The following is a 25,886-nucleotide window of genomic DNA, read 5'->3' as shown; positions in this document are numbered from 1 at the left end:
TGCCTATTTGATTGTCGAATGCGGTGCTCGGATCACAGGTATTCTCTCCAACTCGGCATTTCGGGCGAGCAAACTCTTGCCCACGAGCATCAATTTTGCGAACATGGGATTCGAAAGCCTTTAAACTTTGGTTTCGTATCGTGTCCAATTTGTCGACTCCCAAGAAGATAGAGCATGAATCCGGGCCGGCCAGCCAGCATCCGTCTCCCAAGACTGTTTACGAGACGTCTGCTGGGGGTGTCGTGCTGCGGCACATGCGCGGTTCCTGGCAGGTCGCCATCATCGAGCCAAACATCATCAACGCCGACACGATAACCCGTCGCGCTAAGGCTCGCCCCGAGGGAACGGTCTTTGCCCTGCCCAAGGGCGGAGTGGATGAGGGCGAAACCCCAGAACAGAGCGCCGACCGCGAAGTACTAGAGGAAACCGGAGTGCGGGGCATACGCCTGTGCAGGCTTACAACCATCAGGTATCTCTACGTCCGATCCTGGGGCGGGCGCGAGCACGTGTCGAAGGCGGTAAGTTTCTATCTGTTCCTCTATTCTTCCGGCAGACTCGGCCAGATCAGCCCTGACATGAGGGACGAGGTTCGCAAGGCATTCTGGTTCCCGTTGGACAAAGCCCACCGCAAACTCACATATCGTGGGGAGCGTGAGGTCCTGAAGCTTGCGCAAAAGGTGGTTCGTGAGCATCCCGAGCGGCTCACCCCTCCGCCATCGGCGAAACCTGCTCCGCTGCCGAGTGCACAGCGTCCCAAAGCCCAGCAGCGTACGACATTCTCCCCTCGGGTGGGTTCGCAACCTTCCAATGGCCATGGGGCGGAACGCACGACGGGCGCCAAACCCAACACGAGAACGAATCCAGCCGCTCCAGAGCGTACCCCGCAACAATCCTGGCACAATCCTGGAAAGTAGCTTACAGCGGGTAAGCTGTATCTGATCCTTGAAGCACTTCATCAGCACTTCCGGTCCAGCAGAACTGACCTCACATGCTTGCGTCGTTCCGACGAATGCATCCGAATTCCAAAATTTGCGGTTGCTACTCGGAAGCAGTTGGGCAAGAATGAGAGACACCGAACTTGGAGGTAAGCATGCGCAAGTGGGCACTACCACTTACCTTCGTCGGGCTCGGCGGATTGGGGGCCGTGTTGTACTCGAAACGTGCGCGTAAGCCTGCACGTTTTCAGACAGACCCCGGGCAAGTAGCAGGCCGTATTGCGGCTTGGAACAACGCTGCGACCGACGAACTTCATCGTATTCAGCAGGCAATTGCAAAACTGGAACATTCATTCAGCACTCGTAATGCACTATAAGCAGTCACGGCACTACTGAAATAGAAACCGGCGCAAGAGCGCCGGTTTTACTTTTGCGTGAAAGCTCGTTCGCTTACGCCGAAATGGAATCGATTCGTTCTGCCATCTTCAGGTCCTTTTGCGTGATTCCTCCAGCATCGTGCGTTGTAAGCGCCAATGTCACCCGGTTGTAGACTATCCGGATGTCTGGGTGGTGGCCTTCCTCTTCAGCAAGTTCAGCCACTTTGTTCACAAATATCATGGCGTCGACGAAATTCGGGAACTCCAGAAGGCGTTCTACCTGATTACCTTGAAGCGTCCACCGTGGCAGCTTCTGCATACCTTCTGCCACTTGATGTCGATCCAGTTTGCTTGCCATGAATCTCCTTATACAGTTCTGGCTTCCGAAAGATGCTCACCATACCAGAATCGCTCTTTTTCGGAATTGCTGCGTTTGTCCTCCCAGACGCTGGGCGGAATAGAAAGAAAGGCGTCAACGATTTCAGGATCGAACTGTCGGCCCGCCCAAGCTGCAATTTCATCGCGGGCGGCTTGCAGTGTTTGAGCCGGTCGGTAGGGACGATCCGAGGTGATGGCGTCAAGAGCGTCGGCGACAGCAAAGATGCGAGCTCCCAACGGAATCTCTTTGCCCCTGAGCCGACGAGGATATCCGTTGCCGTCCCAGTGCTCCTGGTGGGCGTAAACAATTTCAGCGGATTCTGCGAGGAATGGAATTTTCTTCAGCATGCGATAGCCGAGAAAACTGTGTGCACGCATGAGTTGTCGCTCGTCCTCATTGAGCGGGAGCGGCTTCCGGAGGATTGCATCCGGCATACCCATTTTCCCTATGTCGTGGAGGAAGGCACCACGCGCGAGCACGCGCATTTTTTCACCAGGGTATCCAATCGCTTGCGCCAGTTGGATGGCGTAAGCCGTTACGCGTCGGGAGTGTCCTTCGGTTTCCGCATCCTTCAGATCGAGCGCGTCTCCTAAGGCCTCAAGAGTAACGTCGTATGAGCGTTCCAGCTCGGTAATGGTCTCGCGTAATTCCCTCGTGCGCTTGTTGACAAGAGCTTCCAAGCCTGACTGATACATGCGATTCTGCATGCGCAATCGCCGAGTCTCAAGAGCACGGCTGATGACCGCCATCAGTTGTTCTCGCTCGAAAGGTTTCAGGATGTAGTCGTAGGCTCCCCGACGGATTGCACTGAGTGCCACCGAAATATCATGGACAGCGGTGACGAGGATTACAGGGACATCTTCGAATTCAGCCGTGATAACATCGAGCAGGCGCATGCCATCCATCTCAGGCATCATCATGTCACTTAGAACAAGCTGAAAATCCGGGTTACTGCGCAGTATCTCGAGCGCCTCCGTCCCTGAGCGCGCCTGTGCGACCTCATATGAGGCGTGGCGCAGCATGGCGCAAACTACCTCTCGCACCGCCTGTTCGTCGTCGACCACCAGAATTCGTCCCACGGTCTACCCAGTCTTGTATTGGAATTCGTCGATGTTGCTCACCGCTGCATTTTACTTGCAAAGCCAGAAACTCACATCCAGGGAACCGTCGGTGTTCCTTATCTGCAAACATCTGCATTCAATGACTCAGGTTTTGGCATCGAACTGGTATATGCGAATAACCGCGCAGGCTGCAAGTCTGAGTAACCCTACGTTGTAATATTTTCGCATCTGAGCAAAAAAGTGGTACTTGCCTACCACTTGAGAGTACGTGAGAGCCGTGGCGTTGATACGGTGTAAGGCGAAAATAGTACCCAAATTCAGCTTGCAGGAAATATAAATCAGCCTCCAACCAACTGATGTTCGGTTCGTTAGCAGGGTTTCCACAGGAACTCGTTCTAGTGTTGCCTTACTTGGGTATGGTGATTGCACAGTCTTTTGGCCTAAGGCTTAGTTTTGGCTGTTTGGCAGTGACCAGCGACGCCTGCGGTTAGCTGGCGTTTGAAACCGACCCGTTTTGCGGGTTAGCGGTAAGAGGGAGCATCACTTGTCGAATTCTTTTCAGGCGTTGCCGACAATCGCGATCGTGCAGTTTCGCCCCAGCGCACAAACCAAGCGACTGGAGCAATACAAAGCAATATACGAAGCGAACCGGCACCGCGTTTACTCGTTCGCGTTCTGGATGACAGACAATGAAATGCTGGCAGAGGACATCTCGGAGCGAACATTCCTGCGGGCGTTTTCAGTCAGCGAGCAGCCCACGGAAGAGATGATTGATCGGGCGTTGCTGCGCGAACTGCGCCGGGAAGATAGCGTTTCCCTGGAACCTCCGAAGCTGAAATGCGGAACGGTGAAGGACGTAAGCTCGGTGCGCCGGAATACGAAGCGTGTGGATATGGAGCGGGCCATTATGCAGTTGCCGCACACAGAGCGAATGATCTTCTGTATGCACGACGGTGACGGTTATGACCACGCGCGCATTGCACGCACTCTAGACATCACCGAAGAAGAATCGCGCAACGGCCTGCATCAGGCGAGAATGCGCATTCGCGAACTGGTCGCAAAGTCGAGTGCTTCCGGTACTTCGTCGGTGGCAGCTTAACAAAAAGCCAAAGATCCAGGTCTAAGCAAAAGCCCCTTAACGGGGCTTTTGCAGTGTGTGGACTATTTTTGGTCGAGCGCGATTGGAGAGATCGCCAGATCCCAATGGCCTTCGAGAATTTCGAAACGCCGCTGTTCCTCACGCTTAAACGTTGCCTGATCAGGGAAGAGCTGAAGCTGGATCGCGTGCTCATCAACGGGTGTGTAGGCAGCTTGAGCGTTCTTGAACGTGATTGTGACGCGGAAATCCCAGCGCTCTTGTTCAGGCATGTGAAAAGCAGGTGTGTCCATGCGCACAGAGAGAATGCGGCCTTGAGCAATCTCGCGTTGCAGCACTGGGTAGTGATTCTTCTTGAAAAGTTCCAGGAACTCATCCTGATGTCCCCAGTTAACTTTGTAGTAGTACTCCATGACATATGGCTTGTCGGGGGCAGGCGCAGGAGGCGCCTGGGCGAAGCTCGAGAGCACGGCAACGATGGTGAAAAGTAGGACAGAAGCTAGTTTGCGCATGCGGGCCTCCGAAGGTTTCCGGCATTGTAGCAGTAGGAGCAGGGCAAAAGCTCAGGACCAATGCGGGAATACGTGTGGCGGGACTGATTTTTGTGCTCGCCAGCTAGACACCGGGAGTATATTCACGGCGGACGTCCCCCGGGAACCGGGCGTACTCGCCACCTGCACTTATATCCCGCAAGTCCAAGCCCTCGACGCGCAACGGAGCCTGGCGGGGATCCAAGGCGGCTTGAGGCTGCGTTCCGGTTCCCGGATGCCCTCATCATCGAATCCTCCCCAGAGCAACCGCCCCAAGTTTCTTCCGCATCACAAGCCGCCAACGTAGGCACGCTGAACTTCATGTGAGCTTTGATCGGCTCTAGTGAAGCTGCTGCACTCGCGACTGCCGTTGGCCCCTTCAGTGGACCAACCACCAATAGTGCTAGTCCTTCCCCTCGCGAGGTGTTCATGAGTACCGCAGGAAACGTAGTTCAGTTCAGCTCGGAATCCAATCAGAAGAGACTTGAGGAATTTGTTCACAAGTTAGTTGGCGACCTTGGCGCGGCATTGAGTTCTTCGCTCGTGCTGGTCGGAGATCAACTGGGGCTATACAAATCGATGGACAGCGCGGGCCGTCCGCTTGGCCCATCGGAACTGGCTTCAATGACGGCGACTGATGAGCGATATGTGCGCGAATGGCTGAGCGCCCAAGCAGCAGCGGGGTACGTGCAGTACAACGCGGCCTCGGGACAGTTCAGCTTGTCGCCGGAGCAGGCGATGACCCTGGCCCGCGAGGACAGTCCTGTGTATATGCCGGGAGCGTTTCAGATTGTCTCGGCGGTGATCAAGGATGAGCACAAAGTGACGGAGGCTTTCCGTGGTGGGCATGGTGTTGGTTGGCATGAGCATCACCCGGCGCTGTTTGAGGGAACAGAGAGATTCTTCCGTCCGAACTACGCGACCAACTTGATTAGCAATTGGATTCCGGCATTGACCGGAGTGAAGGAGAAGCTTGAAGCAGGAGCAAAAGTCGCCGACGTAGGGTGCGGTTACGGCGCGTCAACGATCCTGATGGCGCAGGCGTTTCCGAACTCAAGCTTTACGGGATTCGATTACCATCAGGCGTCGGTCGAGCGAGCTCGCGAGAGGGCAAAGAAAGCGGGAGTTAGTGACCGCGCGGCATTCCAGGTGTCAACGGCAAAGGAGTTTCCGGGGATGTATGATCTCGTGACGTTTTTCGACTGCTTGCACGACATGGGCGACCCGGTCGGCGCAGCGAAGCATGTGCGCGAGGCACTGAATGCGAATGGCGTCTGGATGATTGTTGAGCCGTTTGCGAATGATGAGCTACAGGACAACTTGAATCCGGTGGGGCGCGTATTCTATTCGGCTTCAACGATGATCTGCACACCGGCTTCGAAGGCACAGGAGGTCGGACTGGCTCTGGGCGCGCAATGCGGTGAGAAGCGAATGACGGAGGTCGTGAAGTCAGCAGGATTTTCCAGCTTCCGGCGCGCGACAGAAACTCCGTTCAATCTAGTGTATGAGGCAAGAGCGTAAGTGAGACGGCAAGAGCAGTAGCAACCGCAACGAAGAGCAAATCTTGGAACGCGTTTAGCGTCGTCTGCCATTGGTCCCACCTAGCTCGCCCAACGAGGCAAGCTAGAGTGGGTGCCCCCGGCGCGAAGGCGCCTCTTTATTCCCGCGAATTCCTGTCGAAGTGGCGGAGACCATCGGGCGTGATGACGTAGAAGTCGGAGAGTGGCTGGGATGCCGCTTCGTTGCGCAAGGGGCCGGGTTGAAGGGCTGATCCGGCACCAGAGACTGTGATTGGGTTGGAAAGGAGACTGGTCATCGCCGTATTCCACGAGCGACGGTACGGTGCGGTGAGAGCATTCAACTTGGAATCGGCGATGGCTTCGATTTGGAAGATGTACTGACTGCCTGCCTCGATCATGTCCGGCGGCACGGTGAGCGCGGTGGCGGTGGTTTCAAGGCGCCCGGCCAGTACAAGTGGATCGGAGATGCAGGGAGACGAAGTAGGCGAGAGTGGATTGCAGGGACTCTGCTGCAGTCTTATCACGTACACAAAGTAAGCCGCGGGAGCTAGTCCCGAGGGGGCAGCCCAGGTTAGTTTTACCGGGATTTCAGCGGTTACGGCACTGGAGAGATTCGCGCCGTTGATCAAAGCATTCTGGACGTTACCCATTGGCATCTGGAACGGCTTATCAGCCGTGGGTGCAGTTGTGGTGCTGTACCCAGACTGCGCGAGAAGTCCGGCAGAGATCGTTCCGGTGGTGATTCGAATGCCTGTCATTTGATTTGCGGAGTAAACAGGGATCCATGAGGAAGGGAACGGGTTGACGTAGCAGATGTCTCCCGCGTCGATATCGGCTGTCAACGGTGCTGCAGACGAGACCGACGCCAGAGGCAACCCGAGGAGCGGGGTCGACATGGTGTTTCCCATGAAACGATCAGCGGTGGGAACGTAGGCGACAGATGCGCCGAAGCCGAATGACTGGTTACCTGTTGCAGTCTCTGCAAAACCGGCGGCGGAGATCTTGGCGCGCATGGAAGCTGTATTGGGGGATGTGAAGGCGCCGGAGATGTCCACGGTGGCGGTGCCGGAAGTTACCGCCAACGGCACTGGTCCCAGGGCAGTGACGCTATGTATGCTCGGGAAAAAGCCGACAGTGATTCCGGTGGCGGAGCCGCCGAGAGTGGGCAGGGGCTCCATTTGCAAAAAATAGGTGCTGTCGCCTTGACCGGGATCGAGGTCACGCAGGACAGCGGCGGAGAGTTGTCCGGTGAATGAAGTTGTGTCCGGAGCCAATAGAGGCTGCATGATTCCGTCGGAGGAAAGACGCAGAAAGCTGATTTTGGACAGCACGTTTGGAGTGATGCCCGCCAATGCGCTGTCGGCGGTCCAAGGGCTCAGGCCGGAGATGTTCATATTGGCGGTCACGCCAAAGCCGCGGGAGATGGTAGCGGAATATCTGGTCGCGAAGTCAGATCCAGCGTCGAAATCGCTGCTGTTGGTCCAGAACAAGTCGGGCGAAAGTATTCGCAGCCAGTAAAAACCGGCGGGAATGTTGGGGATCACAAAGGTGCCGTCAGCAGAGCCGTGTCCGGCGATGGTGGTGAGATTGCCAGCGGAATCGGGGACGAGGGCAGCAATGGATGTGACGGCAGAAAGATCGGACGGCACGTCGGTCTTGCCGTTGGCCCCCCAGTAGGTGCTGATGCGGCTGCCATGGATGTCTCCGGTGGGCGTGACGGAAAACGACTGCGTGGCGGTGGTGTTGTGTGAACTTGTAGCAAGCACCGTAAATGTATTTGGCTGGCGGGACTGCGCGTGAGTCGGCGTCCACGTGATGGTGTTGCTGGAGATGGTCGCGCCCGTAGGAGAGGTTTGTAGAGAGAACGTGACCGTGCCGCCTTGCGGATCTGTGGCGGCGACTGCGTAAGTGTACGCATCACCTTCGTGAGCGGCGGCGGGAGCGGTGCTGGTGAAGGAGGGAGAAGGCGCGGATGCTGGGCTGTTGCCTCCGCCGCCACACGCAGTTGTGAACGTGAGGCAAGACACTATGAGTAGCTGCGCAGCAAGTCGGGCTGACATAGGCGAGAGCTCCCCTCGGAACGGCGCAACCAGAGTAGCTCCATACCGAGGCGGCTGCAATGAAAGAGCAAGGAAAGCGGCGCGGCAGGTCGGAATCGAGAAAGATGTTTGCAAGTCCGAACCCACACCTGAATGGGCGCGGATTTGGGGACCGATGACCAGGTCATTTGCAGGGCCCCTAAACGCTCGTCGCTACTTGTACAGGGCGGGGAATTGTTGGCGAAGGTGCTCGACCTTGGGCGCGTCATTGATGGCGATGTACGGGTTATCAGGGTGCAGAGTGGCGTAGTTCTGGTGGTAGGATTCGGCCGCGTAGAACCCCTTAAACGGCGCGACGTCAGTGACGATGCGACGCGAGAAGGATTTCGCATGCGTGAGTTGCGCGATGTAGGCCTCGGCAATTCGTTTCTGCTCGTCGCTGGCGTAGAAGATGGCTGAGCGATATTGCGAGCCAGTATCGGGGCCCTGGCGATTGAGTTGCGTTGGGTCGTGGGCGACGGAGAAGAAGATCTTCAGAAGCTGACCGTAGGAGACCTGCGAGGGATCAAAAGTGACCTGCACGGACTCGGCGTGGCCAGTTTGTCCGGTGCTGACTGCTTCATATTCAGCGGTGTTGGAGGAGCCGCCAGAGTATCCGGAAATGGCGCTTTGGACTCCTTTGACGTGCTGGAACACGGCTTGAACTCCCCAGAAACAGCCACCAGCAAAAACGGCAGTCTCGTGTCCTGGAGTCGCGGATGGCCGTGCGTCTATAGCAGGATCGGGCAGTTCGGCAGTGCCGGGTGCTGCCTCAGCGCGATTCCATCCGAATGACATTCCAAAGACGAGGATAGCGATCAGGATTGCAAAAATACTTACGATCCGAAGAGGGAGACAGCGGCTCATAATCCACACCCCAGTACGAGGTTGGATTCCGGAGGGAGCTAAAAGTTACAAGCTATCCTGTGCTGCTGCGAGCACGAATCTTGAGAAATGAGGTCCTTGAGAGCTGGTTAGCTCTCAAGGAGTTGGAGAAGGTAGTTGCCATATCCGCTCTTGATTAGAGGCTTGGCAAGTTTGCAGAGCTGGTCGCGGGTGATGAAGCCCATGCGGTAGGCGATCTCTTCGGGGCAGGCGATCTTGAGCCCCTGGCGTTTTTCGAGAGTCGCGATGAAACTGGAGGCTTCGAGCATGGAGTCGTGTGTGCCGGTGTCGAGCCAGGCAGTGCCGCGTCCGAAGGTGACTACATTGAGGCGGTTGCGTTCGAGATAGAGACGGTTGAGGTCGGTAATCTCAAGCTCGCCACGGGCGGAGGGCTTGAGGGATTTTGCTAGGCAGACCACTTCGCGATCATAAAAATAGAGCCCAGTGACGGCGAAGCGAGACTTCGGACGCGCGGGCTTCTCTTCGAGGCTGATGGCGCGTCCTTCGGAGTCGAACTCGACCACACCGTATGAGCGCGCATCCTGAACGGCGTAGGCGAAGACAGTGGCGCATTCTTCGAGCGAGGCGGCGCGCTGAAGAAGTTGGGACATGTTGTGTCCGTAAAAGATGTTGTCGCCTAGAACGAGTGCGCAAGGTTCGCCTGCAATGAACTGTTCTCCGATAAGGAATGCTTGGGCGAGTCCTTCGGGCCGAGGCTGCTCGGCGTACTGGATCTTGATGCCCCACTGTGAACCGTCGCCAAGGAGGTCGCGGAAGCGCGGCAAATCGGTGGGGGTGGAGATGAGCAGGATGTCACGAATTCCGGCCAGCATGAGGGTGCTGAGCGGGTAATAGACCATTGGCTTGTCGTAGATGGGAATGAGCTGTTTGCTGACCGCAATGGTTGCAGGGTAGAGGCGCGTGCCGGAGCCTCCGGCGAGAATGATGCCTTTCATTATTTGGCACCTCGCGCTTCATAGTTGGTGGCGATCCAGTTGCGGTAGCCTCCGCTGGTTACTTGCTCGATCCAGGCCGAGTTTGCGAGATACCACTCGACGGTGCGACGGATGCCGGTTGCGAAGGTTTCGCGTGGCTGCCAGCCGAGTTCTCGCTGGAGTTTGGAGGCGTTGATGGCGTAGCGGCGGTCGTGGCCGGGACGATCCTTTACAAAGGTGATTAGGCTGTCATGGGGAGTGCCGGAGGGATGCACCTCGTCCATGATGGAGCAGATGGTGCGGACGACGTCGATGTTGGCCTTTTCGCTGTTGCCGCCGACGTTGTAGGTCTGGCCGGGTGTGCCTTTTTCGAGCACGACGGCAATTGCTTCGCAGTGGTCCCCGACGTATAGCCAATCACGAACGTTCAAGCCATCTCCATAGATGGGGAGAGGGCTGCCGTTGAGCGCGTTGAGTATGACGAGTGGGATGAGTTTCTCGGGGAACTGGTAAGGGCCGTAGTTGTTTGAGCAATTGGTCGTGAGCACCGGAAGTCCATAGGTGTGGTGGTACGACCTAACCAGATGATCGCTAGAAGCCTTGGAGGCCGAGTAAGGACTATTAGGCTCGTATGCTTTTGTCTCGGCGAAAGCGGGATCGTCTTTGGAGAGCGAGCCGTAAACTTCGTCGGTAGAGACGTGAAGGAAGCGGAATCGCGACTGGGCCTCGGGGGAGAGGGATTGGTAGTACGCGAGCGATTCGTGCAAAAGCCGAAAGGTTCCGACGACGTTGGTGGATATGAACTCTTCGGGACTGACGATGGAGCGATCAACATGGCTTTCGGCGGCGAAGTTTACGACCGCCTCAGGCTGGTGCTGCTGTAGCAGCGAGCGGACGAGTGCGGCGTCTTCAATGCCACCCTCCACGAAAATGTGATTTCGATTTTGCTTGATGGAGGCAAGGTTTCCGAGATTGCCTGCGTAGGTGAGCTTATCCAGATTGACGATGCGATCACCGGCGGCGATCCGCTGTAAAACAAAGTTGGAGCCAATAAAACCCGCTCCACCCGTTACAAGAATGGTCCTTGCCACTTCCAACTTCCTCCGAGATCAATGTGCTCGTCAATTCTAATAGGTTTAAACAAGGAGGAAAGCAATATCGTTCCGCTCAGTATCGTTAGTTAGAATTCAGGTTCTGCCAAAGATGGGAATCAGTGAGAAATCTGCTTGGGGTAGAGGACAACACTTATGTATTTTCTGCTAGGCTACTTTCGGTAAGTTATCTCGGCATAATTGGAGATCATACAAGTGCAAGTAGTTGCGGGAGTCGATCTAGGCGGGACAGCGATCAACTATACGCTTGTCAATAAAGACAACAAGTTCCTCGTCGAGGGACTGTGCGAGCATCCGGCGCTGACAAAGCAGGGGCCGGATGTCTGCCTGCAGCAGATTGAAGATGGGCTGAAGATTGTGGCCGGTAAATGCGGCGTGAGTCTGGCGGATATCGTTGCTGTGGGCCTGGATACGCCGGGACCGGCAAGTTCATCGGGAGTATTGAGCGCGCGGGGTTCGACGAACTTCGTACATGAAAACTGGAAGGGCTTCGACATCCGCGAGCACATGGCCAAGAAGCTCGGCAAGCCTGTCACATATTTGAACGATGCCAATGCTGGTGCTCTGTGGGGACACTTTTCACTGTTCGGCACGGAAGGGAAGCAGACGTCCGTTTCCGTGGTGATCGGAACAGGAACCGGTGGTGGAGTAATCATCGAAGGTAGCGTGCTGAAGGGCAAAGTCGGATTCGGCGGCGAACTAGGACATTGTCTGATTCCTTATCAGTCGATCAAGTCCATTGACGGCGTTACTCCTAATTGCAATTGCGGAAGGGTTGGCGATCTCGAGTCGCTGGCCTCGCTCACAGCAATTGAGCGCACGTTGCTTCCACACTTCCTGAAGAAGTATCCGAACCACGAACTCGGCAAGCTGGGGAACATTCACGAAGCAGCCAAGCTTGTAAGGAGCTATGCCGACAAGGGCGACGAGATGAGCCTGGAAATCTTCAAGGTTCAGGCGCACGCTCTTGGGTTGTTCTTCGACGTCATGGTGAATACGTTCGATCCGGATGCATTCATTCTTGGTGGTGGCGTTCTCGAAGCAAGTGAAAACTTCAAGAACTGGTTCCTGGCGGAAGTGAAGAAGGGAATGCCGACCCAGCGCGAAGAGCAGGCTGGAATTCCACTTTACGCAATGCCGAACGGCGATACGGCCGGGGCAAGGGGCGCAGCAATTGAGGCGCTGACCATGGCTCGAGAGACCGGATTGTTGTAGTTCTCGATTGATTTGTGAAACGGCTACCCTGTGCGGGTAGCCGTTTTATTGTCTAGACGAGTTCAGCTATTGGCGCCCATTGCTTGTGCTGCGATTCAGCAACCGCCTTGTAGGTCAGCTTGCCTTGGAAGGTATTTACGCCCTCGTGGATTTCCTTGCTGTGACGGAGCGTGCCTTCGATGCCATTCTTGGCGAGCTTCATTACATACGGGAAAGTCGCGTTGGTGAGAGCAAGGGTTGACGTGTGGGGAACGGCGGCAGGAATGTTCGTGACGCAATAATGCACGACACCATATTCCGTATAAGACGGGTTGCTGTGAGTGGTTGGGTGCGCTGTTTCAACGCAGCCACCCTGGTCGATAGCGACATCGACGATCACCGCACCCTTCTTCATCTTGGTCACCATCTCGCGGGTCACAATCTTAGGTGTGGTGGCACCCGGGATGAGCACGCCTCCGACGACAAGATCGGCTTCCTGAACAGCGCGGCTCACGTTATAGGCGTTCGAGGCCAGAGTGTAAATTCGGCCATTGTAGACTTCGTCAATCTCGCGCAGTCGGTTTAGGTTCAGGTCAACGATGGTGACCTGTGCGCCAAAGCCGAGGGCGACGCGGGCGGCGTTCGTTCCAACAATGCCGCCTCCGATGACGCAAACGTTTGCGGGAGGAACACCGGGGACTCCGCCGAGAAGCAAGCCACGTCCACCGTGCTCACTCTCAAGATATGTGGCGCCAACCTGAACCGCCATACGGCCAGCTACTTCGGACATCGGCGTCAGCAAGGGAAGAGTTCCGGCTCGGTCGAGAATAGTTTCGTAAGCGATACCGGTCATCTTCTTCTTGAGCAAGCTGTCCGTGAGTTCCGGGGCAGGGGCGAGGTGAAGGTACGTGAAAAGCGTCAGCCCCTCACGGAAGTACTGAACTTCCTGAGAAATCGGCTCCTTCACTTTTACAATCATGTCGGCTGCTGCCCAAACCTGTGCGGCATTGCCGATGATTTCAGCTCCAGCGGCGACGTATTCGCTGTCGGGAAAGGCGGAAAGTTCGCCCGCCGAGGTTTCAACCAGGACTTTATGTCCGGCATCTACCAAGGCCTTAGCGCCTGCAGGGGTTATACCTACTCGGGTTTCGTGGTCTTTGATTTCTTTAGGGACACCGACGATCAAGGTACATCTACCTCAATGAGTTGAAGTCATCCGAATGATTCCGGGTCACGTCCATACTAAACTTCTACTCACGGGTGTGTTAGTGGAATCTGACAAGGGTGAGCAGGGTGCAGTCGGTATGGTAGGCTTTTCACTGGAGCGGTGCGTGTGGCAAAGAAGCTGATTTCTCGATCGATCGGCGGCCGGTAAGCACCTGAAGGAACATCGAAATTGATTAACTCTCTCATAGCAAAGGTTTTCGGGACACACAACGAGCGTGAAGTGAAGAAGCTGATGCCGCGCGTGGCCAGCATCAATGCGCTGGAGCCCGAAATACAGAAGTTGACCGACGCGGAGTTGCGCGCCAAGACCGACGAATTCCGCCAAAAGGTGCAGGACCGCCTCGCCCAACTGCAGGAACCCCCCGCAGAAGAGCTCGACGCAGATCGCCGGAAAGCTTGGGACAAGGAGCAGAATCAGGCGATCGAAGAGGTGCTGGATTCGATTCTGGAGGAGGCCTTTGCTGTTGTGCGCGAGGCCGGACGCCGAGTCCTGAATATGAGGCACTTTGACGTACAGCTGATCGGCGGCATGGTGCTGCACTCGGGACGCATCGCCGAAATGAAGACCGGCGAAGGGAAAACCCTTGTTGCGACTCTTCCGGTGTATCTGAATGCACTCTCAGGACGTGGCGTGCACGTGGTCACGGTAAATGACTACTTGGCGAAGCGCGACTCGGAGTGGATGGGCAAGCTGTACAGCTTCCTGGGAATGACGGTGGGCGTCATCGTCCACGACCTAGACGACGCGCAGCGGCAGGCAGCATATGCCTGTGACATCACATACGGAACGAACAACGAGTTCGGATTCGATTATCTGCGCGACAACATGAAGTTTGACATGCGCGACTGTGTGCAGCGTGGACACAACTTCAGCATCGTGGACGAAGTCGACTCGATCCTGATCGACGAAGCCCGTACGCCTTTGATCATCAGCGGCGCGAGTGAGGAGTCCACGGACAAGTACGCCCGGGTCAACGTGATCATTCCGAAGCTCGAAAAGGGCGAAGAACTGCCCGGAGCCGAACCGAACGAGAAGATCTATACCGGCGACTTCGTGATCGATGAAAAACACAGGAACGCGATGGTCACCGAAGCGGGCTGGGTAAAGGTTGAGAAGTTGCTGGGTGTGGAGAATATTGCCGACCCGGAAAACTGGGACCTGAAGCATCATGTGGAAGTCGCGGTGAAGGCGCACAACCTCTACAAGCGCGACGTTGAATACGTTGTGAAGGACGGCGAAGTCCTCATTGTTGACGAATTCACAGGACGACTGATGCCGGGACGCCGCTGGTCAGACGGCTTGCATCAGGCCGTGGAAGCCAAGGAAGGCGTGAAGATCGAGCGCGAAAACCAGACGTTGGCGACGGTCACCTTCCAGAACTACTTCCGCATGTATACGAAGCTTGCGGGCATGACCGGTACGGCAGAGACCGAGGCCGCCGAATTCGAGAAGATCTACAAGCTTGAAGTCGTGGTGATTCCGACCAACAAGCCTCTGCTGCGCGTTGAGAATAAGGACGTCGTGTATCGCACGGAGAAGGAAAAGTACTTCGCCGTAGCCGACGAGATCGCGCGCATTCACGAGAATAACCAGCCTGTGCTTGTGGGCACGACTTCGATTGAGAAATCGGAGCGGCTTAGCGATCTTCTGAAGAAAAAAGGCATCAAGCACGTAGTTCTGAACGCGAAATTCCATGAACGTGAAGCCGAGATTGTTGCCCAAGCTGGTCGATATGGCATGGTGACCATTGCCACGAACATGGCAGGCCGCGGCACGGATATCTTGCTGGGTGGCAATCCTGAATTCATGGCCAAGCAGGAAGCCTTGAAGCGCGGACTTGCAACAGCGGTCAAAGCGGTTGCGGGTGGGGTCGAAGCACGCCCCGATGATCCGACGACGGCCTACTGGTACTACCAGGGGCAGGAATTCAGCATTCCGGCAGAGACGTGGGCGGAACTGCTGGCGAAGTACAAGGCTGAAACTGACTCGGAGCACGCGCAGGTGATTAGCGCTGGTGGCCTATTTATCCTGGGCACCGAACGCCACGAGTCACGCCGCATTGACAACCAGTTGAGAGGCCGCGCAGGACGTCAGGGCGATCCCGGCGCTTCGCGGTTCTATCTGTCGCTGGAAGACGACCTGATGAGGATCTTTGCCAAGGAGTGGGTGTCGAACCTGCTCCGTCAGCTTGGCATGGAAGAAGGCATTCCGATCGAGTCTGGCTTGATCACGCGCCGTATCGAAGCGGCACAGAAGGCGGTGGAAGCCCAGAACTTCGAAGCTCGTAAGCATTTGCTCGAGTACGACGACGTGATGAACAAGCAGCGCGAGGCCGTATACAGCCTGCGCCGCCAGTTGCTCGAAGGTTCCGAGCAGAAAGAGATGATCCAGCAGGATTACGTTCGCGACATTCTGGGCGGAATCCTGGAGAAGTTCGCTGGCGAAGATGTTCATCCGGAAAACTGGGACATCAAAGGGCTGAAGACGGAAGTTTACAGCCGCTTCGGAGTGGACATCCTGGCAGAAGGTGTCGAACCGCAGAAGCTCAATCATCACGAGCTAGGGGATGCGATTTTCGATCGGCTGATTGCGCGCTACGAGGCGAAGGAAAAGCTGATCGGCTCGGAGGCCATGCGGCATCACGAGCGCGTGATCATGCTGAGCGTGCTCGACCAGTTGTGGAAAGACCATCTGCTCATGATGGACCACCTGAAAGAAGGCATCGGACTGCGCGGCTATGGGCAGCACGATCCACTGGTTGAGTACAAGAGGGAATCGTTCAACCTGTTCGAAGACATGATGCAGCACTTCGAAGAGGACACCGTCCGCTTCCTGTACATGATGCGCGTGGTCGATGAGAACGGAGACGAGATCAGCTATGCGGCAGCGGTAGGCGGCGGTCCGAGAATGGGCAGCACCGGCGCGGCGGAACAGTTGCAGTACTCCGGCCCCGCGGTTGAGGCTGAACCCGTGCAGCATGCTCCGCGGCGGATGCAGACTTCGCTCGATGATGTCGAAAAGCAGTTCCAGCGGAAGAAAGAGCGGGAACTGGAACAGGCACGTCGTGCGGGAGCAGGTCCGGCAGAAGCCGTTCAGCAGGTGGTTCGCGGCGACAAGATCGGACGCAATGATCCTTGCTACTGCGGCAGCGGAAAGAAGTACAAGAAGTGTCACGGGGCGAATGCGTAAGGCCCCGGCGATTTGGAAGCCCCGGAGCTATGATCCGGGGCTTTTTTAGTTCAAGTTGAGCGAGTGAATCGCTCGATTTCTGCCATCGCAACGGCGTGTAGCAGTACCCCTAACTCACGCGCGTTACTTGTTCCAGGGCCAATCCCTTGATGCTACAAGACAACAGCTCTAGCATTACATCTTCTGCCGTCCCGATTCCATCCTACAGTCGATAACCACAATGAATGGAGGCAGGAATGATAAAGGGCAGAGCACTGTCTACGCTGGTCCTTGCGGGATTGGTGGCCCTCGGAGGTGTCCGCCTCGCAGTGGCACAGGATCAGACCTCGGACAAAGAGCACGCTGCAGACAACACGAAGCAAAACACAAGAGATCGCGACAAGTCAGAACCCACGGCTGATCAGCAGAAAGAGAATACGTCGGACCGTGAACTTGCGCGAAAAGTTCGTCGCGCCATCGTCTCCGACAAGTCGCTCTCGACTTATGCTCACAACATCAAGGTGATAGCCAAAGATGGCACCGTCACACTGAAGGGCCCTGTGCATTCGGACTCCGAGAAACAAGCAGTGGAAGCAAAGGCGTCCGAAGCCGTGGGGCAGGACAAGATCAAGAGTGATATTTCGGTGACCAACAAGCCATCTGCGATGGCCAACCAGTAATAGCTACAGGAGGAATGAATGGCGGGAAAGAATACAGCTGTGTACGGCCTCTACCAGAGTCGGCGTGCCGTTGAGCTCGCTGTAGATGAATTGCGCGCTCACAATTTCCGCAGTGAAGACATCTCCGTACTGTTCTCGGATAACGAGGGTACGAAGGAATTTGCACACGAGAAAGCGACCAAGGCTCCTGAAGGTGCCACAACCGGCGCAAGCACCGGAGCGGTGATCGGCGGCGGACTTGGCTGGCTGGCCGGCATCGGGGCGCTTGCGATCCCCGGTGTTGGCCCACTGATCGCTGCTGGGCCAATCGTCGGAGCTTTAGCTGGTTTGGGTGCTGGCGGTGCCATCGGCGGAATCGCCGGAGCTCTAATCGGCATGGGCATTCCCGAGTATGAAGCGAAGAGGTTTGAGGGACAGGTGAAGCAAGGAAACATCCTGCTCTCGGTGCACTGTGATGACTCCGACTGGACCAGAAGGGCAAAAGACATTTTGAGCCGAACCGGAGCGCAGGATATCTCTTCCGCAGGAGAGGCGTCTGCGGACTTCGAAAAATCCGATCGGCCGTATCGTAAGGTCAGCTGAACAACGCGCTCGGAGTTGTTCGGCGCACAACAGAAAGGGGCGGATCATCCGCCCCTTTTATTTCGCATGCGCTCAACAAAGATTTGCGCAATGAATTTTTTGCGCCGCGTGGTTCATCCAATGAAGACTGTATGCAGACGACACTTTGGTTTGAGCGGAAGTTTGAGTTTGCGTTTCCAGTCGAGTTGTATCCGAATGTATTCGTGAGGCTGCGAGGGACTCCGGCGCGGATGGAGGAGATGCTTCGGGTGTGGCGCGTGAGGTGATGGTGCGCAAGCCAGAGGTAGAGAAGTGGTCCGCGCAGGAGCATGCCGGGCACTTGGCTGATCTTGAATCTCTCTGGTTGGCGCGGGTTGAGGACTTTCTCGAAGGCCGGGGCGCTCTGACCGTTGCGGACTTGGCGAATCGGAAGACCTTCGAGGCAAATCACAATGCGCGGGAGTTGGAGGACATTCTCGGGTGCTTTCGCGCGTCGCGGCGGCGATTGATGGAGCGCGTGGAATCGCTAGACCCTGTGCTCTTGGAACACTCGATGGTCCACCCGCGGCTCAAGCAGCCGATGCGGTTATTGGACCATTTGTATTTCGTCACCGAGCATGATGATCATCACCTGGCGCGTATCTGGGAGATGATCAAGAGCTAGGGTTAGTCACTTCTTAGTCGTGATCTTCACCGGTGGATGGCCGTCGAACGTCAGCGTCGCGGTCATCGAGTCGCGCGCATTGAACTCCTCTTGCGTGAGTGGCAATGAGACGATTACGGATCCGGATGCGCTCTGATTGGGCGCAAGCTTCAGGTCTCGAAATAGTCCTTCACGCGCGTGTTGCTGGAGAGCCGGGAATCCTGCAAAGTAACGTGGAAAGTCGGTCGCCGAGCCGAAATTGTCTGCGAAGTCGGAACCTTTCGCGTGCACGGAAATGTTCACGTTCATCAGCCGAAGAGGCTTCTCAGTCACGTTCTTGAACGTGACGTTCACCAGCGCAATCGAATTGTTCTGTCCGGGGATCGTAACCGCGACTGCATCGTCGATTGATCCAGAGGCAACCGGCTTCGCGCGCAAAATAAACGCGAGAATGCCAACGACCACGGCAACAACCAACATGGCAATTGCCATTGGAACGGCATTGGGCATGGTGTGCTTGAGGCTGTCGAACTCCTCGGTCATTGGGACATGAGCGGCATCGGGTTCGGGAGGTTCGGGGCGTGGTGTTGGGGAGGTCATGGAGGTACACTCCTTTCCACTGATGTGAGATGCCGTCGAGAAGCGGGAACGTTGTTGTGAGTCGCTGGCCCTTGCTCCGCCGGCACATCCCTCATGTGCGCAGCGTTAAGTACTACGATTCTCACGGCAGAGGCAAGAACAAAATGAAATGGAGCATCGTTTGCCTGCGGACGGCAGAATTCCCGAATTGGGCAATCGGAAATGAAAGATGCTGGCGAGAGTTGCTGGTATGCACGGAGGGTAGTGTTCAGGCAGCGGTAAAGTTCGATTTGGCTGTCGGATGTGAGTACAGTTTCTGCGACAGAATGGGCTGCGAACTCTTTTTCACCGAAATCGAAACCCGGGGCTGGTTCTCGTGTTAGATCATCAGAGATGAAATGGAACTCATTGCTGCTTACAGCTATGTATTCAGATTAAGGAGAAGACGATGAAGTCATCGTTACGGTTCAAGATTCTAGTTGCATTTGCCGTGTTGGCGATCAGCGGACTGGCACTTGCACAGGATCAGGATGATCCGCCGAGCCGCGTTATGCGCCTCCAATACCTCCAGGGAGAGGTTTCGATGCAGCCGGGGGGCGTGGATGACTGGGTCGCGGCGGGCCTGAATCGTCCACTCACGACTGCCGACAGAATTTGGACGGATCGCGACGCACGCGCAGAACTGACGATGGCTTCATCAGCACTGCGCATGGGTAGCGAAACGAGTGTCACGATTACGAACCTGAATGATCAGACGACACAGATTGAATTGGATCAGGGCGTCTTGAATCTCGCGGTTCGCTATCTGAATCCGGGCGAAATAGTCGAGGTCGATACCCCGAATTTCGCATACACAGTGACGCGCCCGGGCGACTACCGGTTCGACGTCATCCCCGATCAGGATCAGAGCTGGATAACGGTGCGTAGAGGTGACGGCGAAGTTACCGGGCAGGGAAACGCCGTGCGTGTGCGTGGTGGAGACCAGTTTGTATTCAGCGGAGGGCAGTCGCTTTCATTCACCAGAGGTCGCATACCGGCTCGGGATGGATTTGACGATTGGTGTGCAGTGCGCGAGCAGCGCGAGATCTCCTCGAATTCCGCCAGATATGTAGCAGCAGGAACGGTTGGGTACGAAGACTTGGACGATGCAGGATACTGGGAATCCACGCCAACGTATGGCACAGTCTGGTATCCGCGCATGCATGCGGGATGGGCACCGTATCGCGAAGGACATTGGGCGTGGATTGAACCTTGGGGATGGACGTGGGTTGATGATGCTCCTTGGGGCTTCGCTCCGTTCCACTATGGCCGCTGGGTGTGCGTGCACGACAGGTGGGGATGGGTTCCCGGGCCGGTCGCAGTGCGGCCAGTGTATGCTCCGGCGCTAGTAGCTTGGGTGGGCGGGCCGAGCTTCTCTGTTTCGGTCGGGATCGGAAACGGTGTGGCCTGGTTCCCGCTCGGCTGGCACGATCCTTACATTCCGGCCTATCACGCGAGTCCTCGGTATGCGCGCCAAGTGAACATCTCGAACTCGCGCGTGGTGAATGTGACGGTAATCAACAACTACTACTCAACCACGAACGTGAATGTGCGCAATACGACGATCAACAACATTCACTATGAGAACGTCGTTGTGCGTGGTGCGGTTACGGGCGCTCCGAGCAATGCTTTGGCTGCCGGAAGGCCGCTCAGAGGAAACTTTGTTGTGGTTCCTCCGAATGCGATAGGACGCGCACGCGTTGTGACGGCAGCGGAAGTGGTTCCGACGAAAGAAGCGGTGCTGGGAGGGCATCCTCCTGCGCGAGTGCCGGAGCACGTGGTGATGCCGAGGCGGGACGTGGTGGCGAGAGTGGCTCCTCCTCCACAGCCGGTGAAGTTTGACCAGCAGCGGCCTTTACTGGAGCGGAATCGTGGTGTTCCGCTGGACGCCGCGGCGCGAAACGATCTTCGGAGAGCCAATCCCCCTGCTCCTCGGAACATTCAACCCGCTGGGGCTCCGGTGAATGCCGGAAGGCTGCCAGGGGTAGGTCAGCCGAACGCTCAGCCCGGACGGCCTTCGGTCGTCGGTCAGCCCGCACAGAATCAGCAAGCAGCTAGACCTCCGGTGGTGAATCGGCCTGAGGGGAATCAACAGGTAGGGCGGCCAGACTTCCGGACCCAAGCTCCTGCACAGAATCAGCAGGCAGGCAGACCTCCGCTAGTGAATCATCAACCGGCAACCCAGCCCATTGGTAATCAGCAGGTAGCGAAACCGACCGCTCCTTCGAATACGGTTCAGCGTCCGGTTCCGCAGCCTCCGAATGCAACCGTGAACCAGGAAGAGAATCGACCTGGACGCAATGTGCCACGGCCTCCACAGGCTGGCGGAATGCAGTATCCGGCGGGGCGTCCGAATGACAATCAGCAGCGGACTCCCGCGTCCTCATATGGCAACACTGGGCGTCAGGCGCCCGCGGCGAGTGTGCCAAACGTACAGCAGGGAGCTCCCGTACGGGATACGCCGCCTCCGGTGCGTGCGGTGGCTCCGCCTCATGATGCAAGGCCGAATCGGGATGTTCCGCAAGGACGTGAGGTGGTTCCGTCCGTTCCGCCTCGCAGCACGATGCCGAGCCGCGACGTTGCTCCTGCGCGTGAACCGGTCCCACCTCGTCAGCAGCCAGTACCGGCTCCGGCACGCAACACGCAGCCTCCTGTGAGGGAAGCGGCGCCGCAGCGCCCGCAACCACAGGCGAGGGAAGTCGCACCTGCGCGTCCGCAAAGTCGCGAGGCCGCTCCTCCGCGTGAAGTTGCTCCGGTAAGAAATGTACAAGCGGAGCGTCCGCAAGGAGAACATCGCAATGCTCCGCCTCCGGCGAAAGACAACAAGGATAAGGACCGGAACGACAAGTAAGACAAGCGAAGGGCAATAAATGCGGGCCTGCGAGGGCCCGCATTCTTTTGCTCGAAGGAAAGCTAGTTCCAGCGTTTCAAACTAGGCCACGCCTGCTGGAAATCCATGTGGAGGCCCTGGCAGTAGTAGATGTCGAAGTGCTCTTCAGTTCGGGACAATGGATGCTCGACGTGGCCGACAACTCGCACCGAGTCGCATTGGCGCCGAAGGGCCTCATCGTCACGAGATCCGAGATCTATCACGTCGGGGCGATGATAATTGCGCGGTCCCCAGAGGAAGTAACTCTGGTGGCCAGAGAGAGCTTTGGGAAGCCCATAGCGTGGACCGAAGAAGTCGATTGCGCCTGCCTCTCCGTAGTTATCGGCCCAAATAGCCGTGTTTTGTTTCTGTTCTGGAGTGAGTGAGTTGTAGAAGGCGGCCGCTTTTGCAGCCATTTCATCCCATCCGAACATGTCAGCATAAAGCTGCGGCAGGGCTGCGGCGCGGTGGTGCTCAAATTCAGGTGGCTTGATTCCGGTGATCTGTACGTATTTCTGGAACTGAGGGACGGTGAGGACCGGTACGAGGATCGGCATGGCGAGAACGAACACGACCATCGCCAGAGCGCCGATAGTGGCGGGGATCCAGCGCAGACGCGGACGGTTGCTCCACTCTGTCACGGCGACGGCACCGGCAGCGAACATCAGTGGATAGACAGGAGCGAGGTAATAGTTCTTCGCCTTCATCAACATCATCAGGATGTAGAACGCTGCAAAAGCAACGCCAAGGGGACGATACCGTTTGCTGCGCAAAAGGAAGATGAGTCCGCAGATAACGACGAGCATCGAGACGGGATTGACAATTTGAAGTTGCTGCAGGAAGAAGGCGAGCGGTGGCAAGGCGACGTCGCGTCCATTGTGACGAATGTTGGACATGAGCTCAAGGAAGGGGAAATGGCGACTCCACTGCCAGAGTAAATTCGGCAGAGGGATGAGGACAGCGATCAGCACGCCAAGCCAGAACCTGGGCGTTGCGAGCCAGCGACGCCAAGAGGTGATGAGCGTTCCCAGCAACAAGGTGAATAGGAAGAAGACCACTCCGTACTTGTTCAGTATGGTGACGCCCGTGAGTGCTCCGAACCAGATCCAGAGCCGCACATTTCTGGTGTTTTCAAGGCGCACAAGGATGAGCGCAAGGAGTGTCCAGAAAACGAAGTCGAAGATATTCATCGTGAACAGGTGCGCCATGCCCATCATGACCGGCATGGAAGCGGCGACGATCGCGGCGAAGATTTCGGAAAGACGGGAGCCGCCTAGTTCACGGGCAAGGCGGGCTGTGATCCACACGCTGGCCGCTGCAGCGAGCGCTGGCAGCAGACGCAGTGCATAGAGCGAAGTTCCAATAGTGTGTTCAAGCAGCCACGCTGTCCAGCAGATGAGCGGAGGCTGATCGACATAACCCCACGCGGGATGCTCTCCGCAGGCAAAGTAGTAGAGTTCATCGCGGAAATAGCCGTAACGCGGCGACAATGCCATCAAAAGCGCGAAAACAGCGCCTGAGATAATCCACACCGCAGAGGGTGTAGCGCGTGTCGTCGCTGGACTAGAGATGGACGGCGTGGAGACGTCAGGAAATGTGCTCATCGAGGTCCTTACCAGGGGGAGTCCTTGCACGAAAAGATACGCCGATTTGCGCAGTGCGGTTCCGTATTGAATGACGCGGAACTACGGCCGAGGTGCGCCACATTCCTCAAAAGTCATGTTCTGGGCCGGGCTGCTGGTGCGCTGCTTCCATTGTGAGAACATCTCGGCATAGGACGACGTGATGTAATCGCGCTCGACGATGCCAAGGACTTTGGCTGTGCGGTCGATCCAGTCGGGAGAGCCTTCGATCTCAGCAATAACGCCGATGGGCGTGCGGTCTATCACGACTTCGCCTTCGCCGTCGGTCCACTCAGCGCGGTACTTCTCATATCGGAATGAGGGACGGTAGCCAAGAGCCGTGAGGATCGCGTGCATCTCTTCACCTTTGGCGAGTCCGGTTTCGTGTTCAATGCGGCTCTTGTGCTTGGTGGCTGTGCCGCGAGTCTTGTGCGTGATCCTCCACTTATCGCAATAGAGGCGGAGGCGAAGCACCTCACCAGCGCGGCGCAGGTCACCGGATGCATTGTCGTAGAGAGTGTTGGACTCGAAGGTGGAGGGAGTGGCTTCGTGCAAGCCCGCAGCGGCAAGCGAACGGAGAAGAGAGTCAACGTCGTGGACGAGAAACTTGATTTCGACTTCGTCGTTATTGTGGGCCGTCATGAGATGCTCAGGATAATGGAAAGTCGACGTGAGAGGCAAAACCCGCGGTTGCAGTGAGTGATCACGGGCATCGTTCGGCCGCGCGTGTTCGCGTTTTTACACGCAGAACAACGCGGCCCGCACCGATAGAGGCTGCTGAGGTCAGGCGGCGTTCTTGGCCTGGATGTTGATGCTTTCGGCAAGTCCGGTAAGCATTTGGTCGGCTTCCTTTTCCTGATTCAGAATCTCCTCAAGTGTCTGCTCAACCGGTTTCAATCCGAGTTCGCGTGCGTAGGTCTTGGCTGATCCGTATCCGGCAATCTCGTAGTGCTCAACCCGCTGTGCTGCAGTGATGATGCCGGCATCGCGTACCTCCGGGTTTCTCACTTTGCCAAGCAGACCTTCCCCTTCGGCAATGATGCCTTGCATCCCTCGACAGGTCTCGCCTTCAGGTTCACGTCCGAGGGATTGGAACACCTGGCGCAAGCGTGAAATCTGTTTAATCGTGATGTCGTAATGCTGCTGAAGAGCATTCTTGAGATCGTTACTGCTGCAATTCTCAATGAGCTTTGGCAGCGCTTGTATGATCTGCTGCTCGGCGTCGTAGAGATCCCGGAGTTGCTCGACGAAGAACTGATTAAGGTTATCGATTTCGAGTGCCATGTTTCTCTCCTCGGCGAATACGATGTTGGCGCCATGGCTCCGTTTGCCCCGACATTTCGAGCCAAGAACACGTGCTGTGAGAAGGAAGCGCTGTGTCTGCAGTAAGACGAAGTCACAGGGCCGTGTAGAGGCTGACCACGGTGTGACTTCGTCAGAAACGATGCAATTAGCCGCGATGCGATTGTAGAAGGCGATCGGCGGTGATAGCGAAGAGAATGAGCATGGAGATGAAGCCGTTGGTGGTAAAGAAGGCGGCATTCAAGCGGCTCAAATCATTAGCCTTCACAAGAGTGTGCTCATAGAAGAGCGCAAGGCCGGTGATGGCGACGCCAATGATGGCGAGGTGGCCGAGTCCGAAGCTCCATAGCATCCAGGCGAAGAAAACGAACGCAATGATGTGGAACATGCGCGCGAGGCGGAGAGCTCCGGCGATTCCGAAAGACGACGGCACCGAATGCAGGCCGCTGGCGATGTCGTAGTGATAATCCTGGCAGCTGTAAAGGATGTCGAAGCCTCCACCCCAGAACATGACAGCGGCAGTCACGATGAGCATTCGCGGGTCGAGCGTGCCACGAACGGCAACCCAGGCGGCAGTGGGGGCGATTCCCATTGCGAACCCGAGAAACAGGTGAGCCCAGCGGGTGAAGCGCTTTGTGTAGGAATAACCGCAGATAATAACCAGGGCAACGGGTGACAAGCGGAATGCGAGCGGATTTAGCATCCAGGCTGCGAAGAAGAAGATCAGGGATGTAGCGAGGGTGAAGCCAAGAACGAACGCGCGAGTGAGAAGTCCGGCAGGAATGGCGCGAATCGATGTGCGCGGGTTGAGCGCATCAATATCGGCATCGACCAATCGATTGAAGGCCATCGCGGCAGAGCGTGCAGCGATCATCGCAATGCAGATCCAGCCCAGCGTGCGGAGTGGGGGAATGCCATTCGCAGCGATGACCGCGCCAGTAAGTCCGAAAGGAAGCGTCAGGAACGAATGCTCCCACTTAATCATTTCCAGCGTAACGCGGATATTGTGTAAGACGTTGTGCAGCATGTATCGTGCGACTCGCGAACAGAGATTCAGGTCTGAGGCTATTGTATCGTGCCCGCAAATTCTGCA

At 56.6% G+C, this 25,886-nt stretch carries 23 protein-coding genes; 10 read left to right on the top strand and 13 right to left on the bottom strand.

Annotation, left to right across the window (positions count from 1 at the left end; all coding sequences use genetic code 11):
• The first annotated feature begins 140 nt into the window (after positions 1–140).
• Together AC6IZD_RS10285 and AC6IZD_RS10280 are read left to right on the top strand one after the other, a co-directional pair.
• Positions 141–914: an NUDIX hydrolase gene (locus AC6IZD_RS10285; protein ID WP_497783209.1), complete on the top strand. Its 774-nt coding sequence runs from the start codon at positions 141–143 to the stop codon at positions 912–914.
• A 176-nt stretch (positions 915–1,090) separates the two neighbouring features.
• Complete coding sequence (locus AC6IZD_RS10280) at positions 1,091–1,312, top strand: hypothetical protein (protein WP_497783208.1); 222 nt, start codon at positions 1,091–1,093, stop codon at positions 1,310–1,312.
• A 73-nt stretch (positions 1,313–1,385) separates the two neighbouring features.
• Here AC6IZD_RS10280 and AC6IZD_RS10275 read toward each other — a convergent pair whose 3' ends face one another.
• Together AC6IZD_RS10275 and AC6IZD_RS10270 are read right to left on the bottom strand one after the other, a co-directional pair.
• Positions 1,386–1,670, bottom strand: coding sequence for a 4a-hydroxytetrahydrobiopterin dehydratase (locus tag AC6IZD_RS10275; protein WP_497783207.1), 285 nt, complete (start codon positions 1,668–1,670; stop codon positions 1,386–1,388).
• Positions 1,671–1,678: 8 nt separating this feature from the next.
• Positions 1,679–2,770 carry an HD domain-containing phosphohydrolase gene (locus tag AC6IZD_RS10270; RefSeq protein ID WP_497783206.1) on the bottom strand — a complete coding sequence of 364 codons (1,092 nt, stop codon included), beginning with the start codon at positions 2,768–2,770 and terminating at the stop codon, positions 1,679–1,681.
• A gap of 526 nt (positions 2,771–3,296) precedes the next feature.
• Between AC6IZD_RS10270 and AC6IZD_RS10265 the strand changes: the two genes are divergently transcribed.
• Complete coding sequence (locus AC6IZD_RS10265; protein WP_497783205.1) at positions 3,297–3,851, top strand: RNA polymerase sigma factor; 555 nt, start codon at positions 3,297–3,299, stop codon at positions 3,849–3,851.
• Between the two features lie 62 nt (positions 3,852–3,913).
• Here the strand turns inward: AC6IZD_RS10265 and AC6IZD_RS10260 are convergent, their stop codons facing one another.
• On the bottom strand, positions 3,914–4,360 hold the full coding sequence (locus AC6IZD_RS10260; protein ID WP_497783204.1) for a hypothetical protein: 447 nt from the start codon (positions 4,358–4,360) through the stop codon (positions 3,914–3,916).
• Between the two features lie 447 nt (positions 4,361–4,807).
• Between AC6IZD_RS10260 and AC6IZD_RS10255 the strand changes: the two genes are divergently transcribed.
• Positions 4,808–5,899: a class I SAM-dependent methyltransferase gene (locus AC6IZD_RS10255; RefSeq protein WP_497783203.1), complete on the top strand. Its 1,092-nt coding sequence runs from the start codon at positions 4,808–4,810 to the stop codon at positions 5,897–5,899.
• A gap of 136 nt (positions 5,900–6,035) precedes the next feature.
• On the opposite strand, the gene AC6IZD_RS10250 is transcribed toward AC6IZD_RS10255, so the two are convergent.
• From AC6IZD_RS10250 to rfbB, 4 genes are all read right to left on the bottom strand, one after another.
• Positions 6,036–7,958: a hypothetical protein gene (locus AC6IZD_RS10250; protein ID WP_497783202.1), complete on the bottom strand. Its 1,923-nt coding sequence runs from the start codon at positions 7,956–7,958 to the stop codon at positions 6,036–6,038.
• 192 nt (positions 7,959–8,150) lie between these two features.
• Positions 8,151–8,843 (bottom strand): peptide-methionine (S)-S-oxide reductase MsrA, encoded by a 693-nt coding sequence (gene msrA / locus AC6IZD_RS10245; RefSeq protein ID WP_497783201.1) that lies wholly within the window; start codon positions 8,841–8,843, stop codon positions 8,151–8,153.
• A gap of 107 nt (positions 8,844–8,950) precedes the next feature.
• Positions 8,951–9,817: a glucose-1-phosphate thymidylyltransferase RfbA gene (rfbA, locus tag AC6IZD_RS10240; RefSeq protein ID WP_497783200.1), complete on the bottom strand. Its 867-nt coding sequence runs from the start codon at positions 9,815–9,817 to the stop codon at positions 8,951–8,953.
• Entirely contained in the window at positions 9,817–10,887 is a 1,071-nt protein-coding gene (gene rfbB, locus AC6IZD_RS10235) for a dTDP-glucose 4,6-dehydratase (RefSeq protein WP_497783199.1), read from the bottom strand. The genes rfbA and rfbB overlap by 1 nt, the downstream gene beginning before the upstream one ends.
• A gap of 216 nt (positions 10,888–11,103) precedes the next feature.
• On the opposite strand from rfbB, the gene AC6IZD_RS10230 reads away from it, so the two are divergent.
• The gene (locus AC6IZD_RS10230; RefSeq protein ID WP_497783198.1) at positions 11,104–12,123 is read left to right on the top strand and encodes an ROK family protein; all 1,020 of its coding nucleotides are present in this window, start codon (positions 11,104–11,106) and stop codon (positions 12,121–12,123) included.
• Positions 12,124–12,175: 52 nt separating this feature from the next.
• Here AC6IZD_RS10230 and ald read toward each other — a convergent pair whose 3' ends face one another.
• The gene (ald, locus tag AC6IZD_RS10225; protein ID WP_497783197.1) at positions 12,176–13,288 is read right to left on the bottom strand and encodes an alanine dehydrogenase; all 1,113 of its coding nucleotides are present in this window, start codon (positions 13,286–13,288) and stop codon (positions 12,176–12,178) included.
• A 210-nt stretch (positions 13,289–13,498) separates the two neighbouring features.
• On the opposite strand from ald, the gene secA reads away from it, so the two are divergent.
• The 4 genes from secA to AC6IZD_RS10205 all read left to right on the top strand — a co-directional run bounded on the left by secA (position 13,499) and on the right by AC6IZD_RS10205 (position 18,403).
• Positions 13,499–16,519: a preprotein translocase subunit SecA gene (gene secA / locus AC6IZD_RS10220; protein WP_497783196.1), complete on the top strand. Its 3,021-nt coding sequence runs from the start codon at positions 13,499–13,501 to the stop codon at positions 16,517–16,519.
• 236 nt (positions 16,520–16,755) lie between these two features.
• Positions 16,756–17,178 (top strand): BON domain-containing protein, encoded by a 423-nt coding sequence (locus AC6IZD_RS10215; RefSeq protein ID WP_497783195.1) that lies wholly within the window; start codon positions 16,756–16,758, stop codon positions 17,176–17,178.
• Between the two features lie 18 nt (positions 17,179–17,196).
• Positions 17,197–17,760 carry a general stress protein gene (locus AC6IZD_RS10210; RefSeq protein ID WP_497783194.1) on the top strand — a complete coding sequence of 188 codons (564 nt, stop codon included), beginning with the start codon at positions 17,197–17,199 and terminating at the stop codon, positions 17,758–17,760.
• 250 nt (positions 17,761–18,010) lie between these two features.
• Positions 18,011–18,403, top strand: coding sequence for a DinB family protein (locus AC6IZD_RS10205; RefSeq protein ID WP_497783193.1), 393 nt, complete (start codon positions 18,011–18,013; stop codon positions 18,401–18,403).
• A gap of 6 nt (positions 18,404–18,409) precedes the next feature.
• Here the strand turns inward: AC6IZD_RS10205 and AC6IZD_RS10200 are convergent, their stop codons facing one another.
• A complete protein-coding gene (locus AC6IZD_RS10200; protein ID WP_497783192.1) occupies positions 18,410–18,982 on the bottom strand; it encodes a hypothetical protein in 573 nt (190 codons plus the stop codon).
• Positions 18,983–19,409: 427 nt separating this feature from the next.
• Between AC6IZD_RS10200 and AC6IZD_RS10195 the strand changes: the two genes are divergently transcribed.
• On the top strand, positions 19,410–21,851 hold the full coding sequence (locus AC6IZD_RS10195) for a DUF6600 domain-containing protein (RefSeq protein WP_497783191.1): 2,442 nt from the start codon (positions 19,410–19,412) through the stop codon (positions 21,849–21,851).
• 62 nt (positions 21,852–21,913) lie between these two features.
• Here AC6IZD_RS10195 and AC6IZD_RS10190 read toward each other — a convergent pair whose 3' ends face one another.
• The 4 genes from AC6IZD_RS10190 to AC6IZD_RS10175 form a co-directional block, all read right to left on the bottom strand.
• Entirely contained in the window at positions 21,914–23,473 is a 1,560-nt protein-coding gene (locus AC6IZD_RS10190; protein WP_497783190.1) for an ArnT family glycosyltransferase, read from the bottom strand.
• Between the two features lie 81 nt (positions 23,474–23,554).
• Positions 23,555–24,133 carry a class IV adenylate cyclase gene (locus tag AC6IZD_RS10185; RefSeq protein WP_497783189.1) on the bottom strand — a complete coding sequence of 193 codons (579 nt, stop codon included), beginning with the start codon at positions 24,131–24,133 and terminating at the stop codon, positions 23,555–23,557.
• 141 nt (positions 24,134–24,274) lie between these two features.
• Positions 24,275–24,775 (bottom strand): YciE/YciF ferroxidase family protein, encoded by a 501-nt coding sequence (locus AC6IZD_RS10180; RefSeq protein WP_497783188.1) that lies wholly within the window; start codon positions 24,773–24,775, stop codon positions 24,275–24,277.
• Between the two features lie 166 nt (positions 24,776–24,941).
• Complete coding sequence (locus AC6IZD_RS10175; RefSeq protein WP_497783187.1) at positions 24,942–25,820, bottom strand: UbiA-like polyprenyltransferase; 879 nt, start codon at positions 25,818–25,820, stop codon at positions 24,942–24,944.
• Positions 25,821–25,886 lie beyond the last annotated feature (66 nt).

Source organism: Koromonas humicola, from assembly GCF_059726255.1.
Note: the sequence above shows the minus strand (reverse complement) of the source record. Positions and strands in the feature narration are given on the sequence as shown.

Coding starts and splice junctions, on each gene's coding strand:
- AC6IZD_RS10280 (WP_497783208.1), top strand. CDS start 1,091: ATGCGCAAGTGGGCACTACCACTTACCTTCGTCGGGCTCGGCGGATTG.
- AC6IZD_RS10275 (WP_497783207.1), bottom strand. CDS start 1,670: ATGGCAAGCAAACTGGATCGACATCAAGTGGCAGAAGGTATGCAGAAG.
- AC6IZD_RS10260 (WP_497783204.1), bottom strand. CDS start 4,360: ATGCGCAAACTAGCTTCTGTCCTACTTTTCACCATCGTTGCCGTGCTC.
- AC6IZD_RS10255 (WP_497783203.1), top strand. CDS start 4,808: ATGAGTACCGCAGGAAACGTAGTTCAGTTCAGCTCGGAATCCAATCAG.
- AC6IZD_RS10250 (WP_497783202.1), bottom strand. CDS start 7,958: ATGTCAGCCCGACTTGCTGCGCAGCTACTCATAGTGTCTTGCCTCACG.
- msrA (WP_497783201.1), bottom strand. CDS start 8,843: ATGAGCCGCTGTCTCCCTCTTCGGATCGTAAGTATTTTTGCAATCCTG.
- rfbA (WP_497783200.1), bottom strand. CDS start 9,817: ATGAAAGGCATCATTCTCGCCGGAGGCTCCGGCACGCGCCTCTACCCT.
- AC6IZD_RS10215 (WP_497783195.1), top strand. CDS start 16,756: ATGATAAAGGGCAGAGCACTGTCTACGCTGGTCCTTGCGGGATTGGTG.
- AC6IZD_RS10210 (WP_497783194.1), top strand. CDS start 17,197: ATGGCGGGAAAGAATACAGCTGTGTACGGCCTCTACCAGAGTCGGCGT.
- AC6IZD_RS10200 (WP_497783192.1), bottom strand. CDS start 18,982: ATGACCTCCCCAACACCACGCCCCGAACCTCCCGAACCCGATGCCGCT.
- AC6IZD_RS10195 (WP_497783191.1), top strand. CDS start 19,410: ATGAAGTCATCGTTACGGTTCAAGATTCTAGTTGCATTTGCCGTGTTG.
- AC6IZD_RS10190 (WP_497783190.1), bottom strand. CDS start 23,473: ATGAGCACATTTCCTGACGTCTCCACGCCGTCCATCTCTAGTCCAGCG.
- AC6IZD_RS10185 (WP_497783189.1), bottom strand. CDS start 24,133: ATGACGGCCCACAATAACGACGAAGTCGAAATCAAGTTTCTCGTCCAC.
- AC6IZD_RS10180 (WP_497783188.1), bottom strand. CDS start 24,775: ATGGCACTCGAAATCGATAACCTTAATCAGTTCTTCGTCGAGCAACTC.
- AC6IZD_RS10175 (WP_497783187.1), bottom strand. CDS start 25,820: ATGCTGCACAACGTCTTACACAATATCCGCGTTACGCTGGAAATGATT.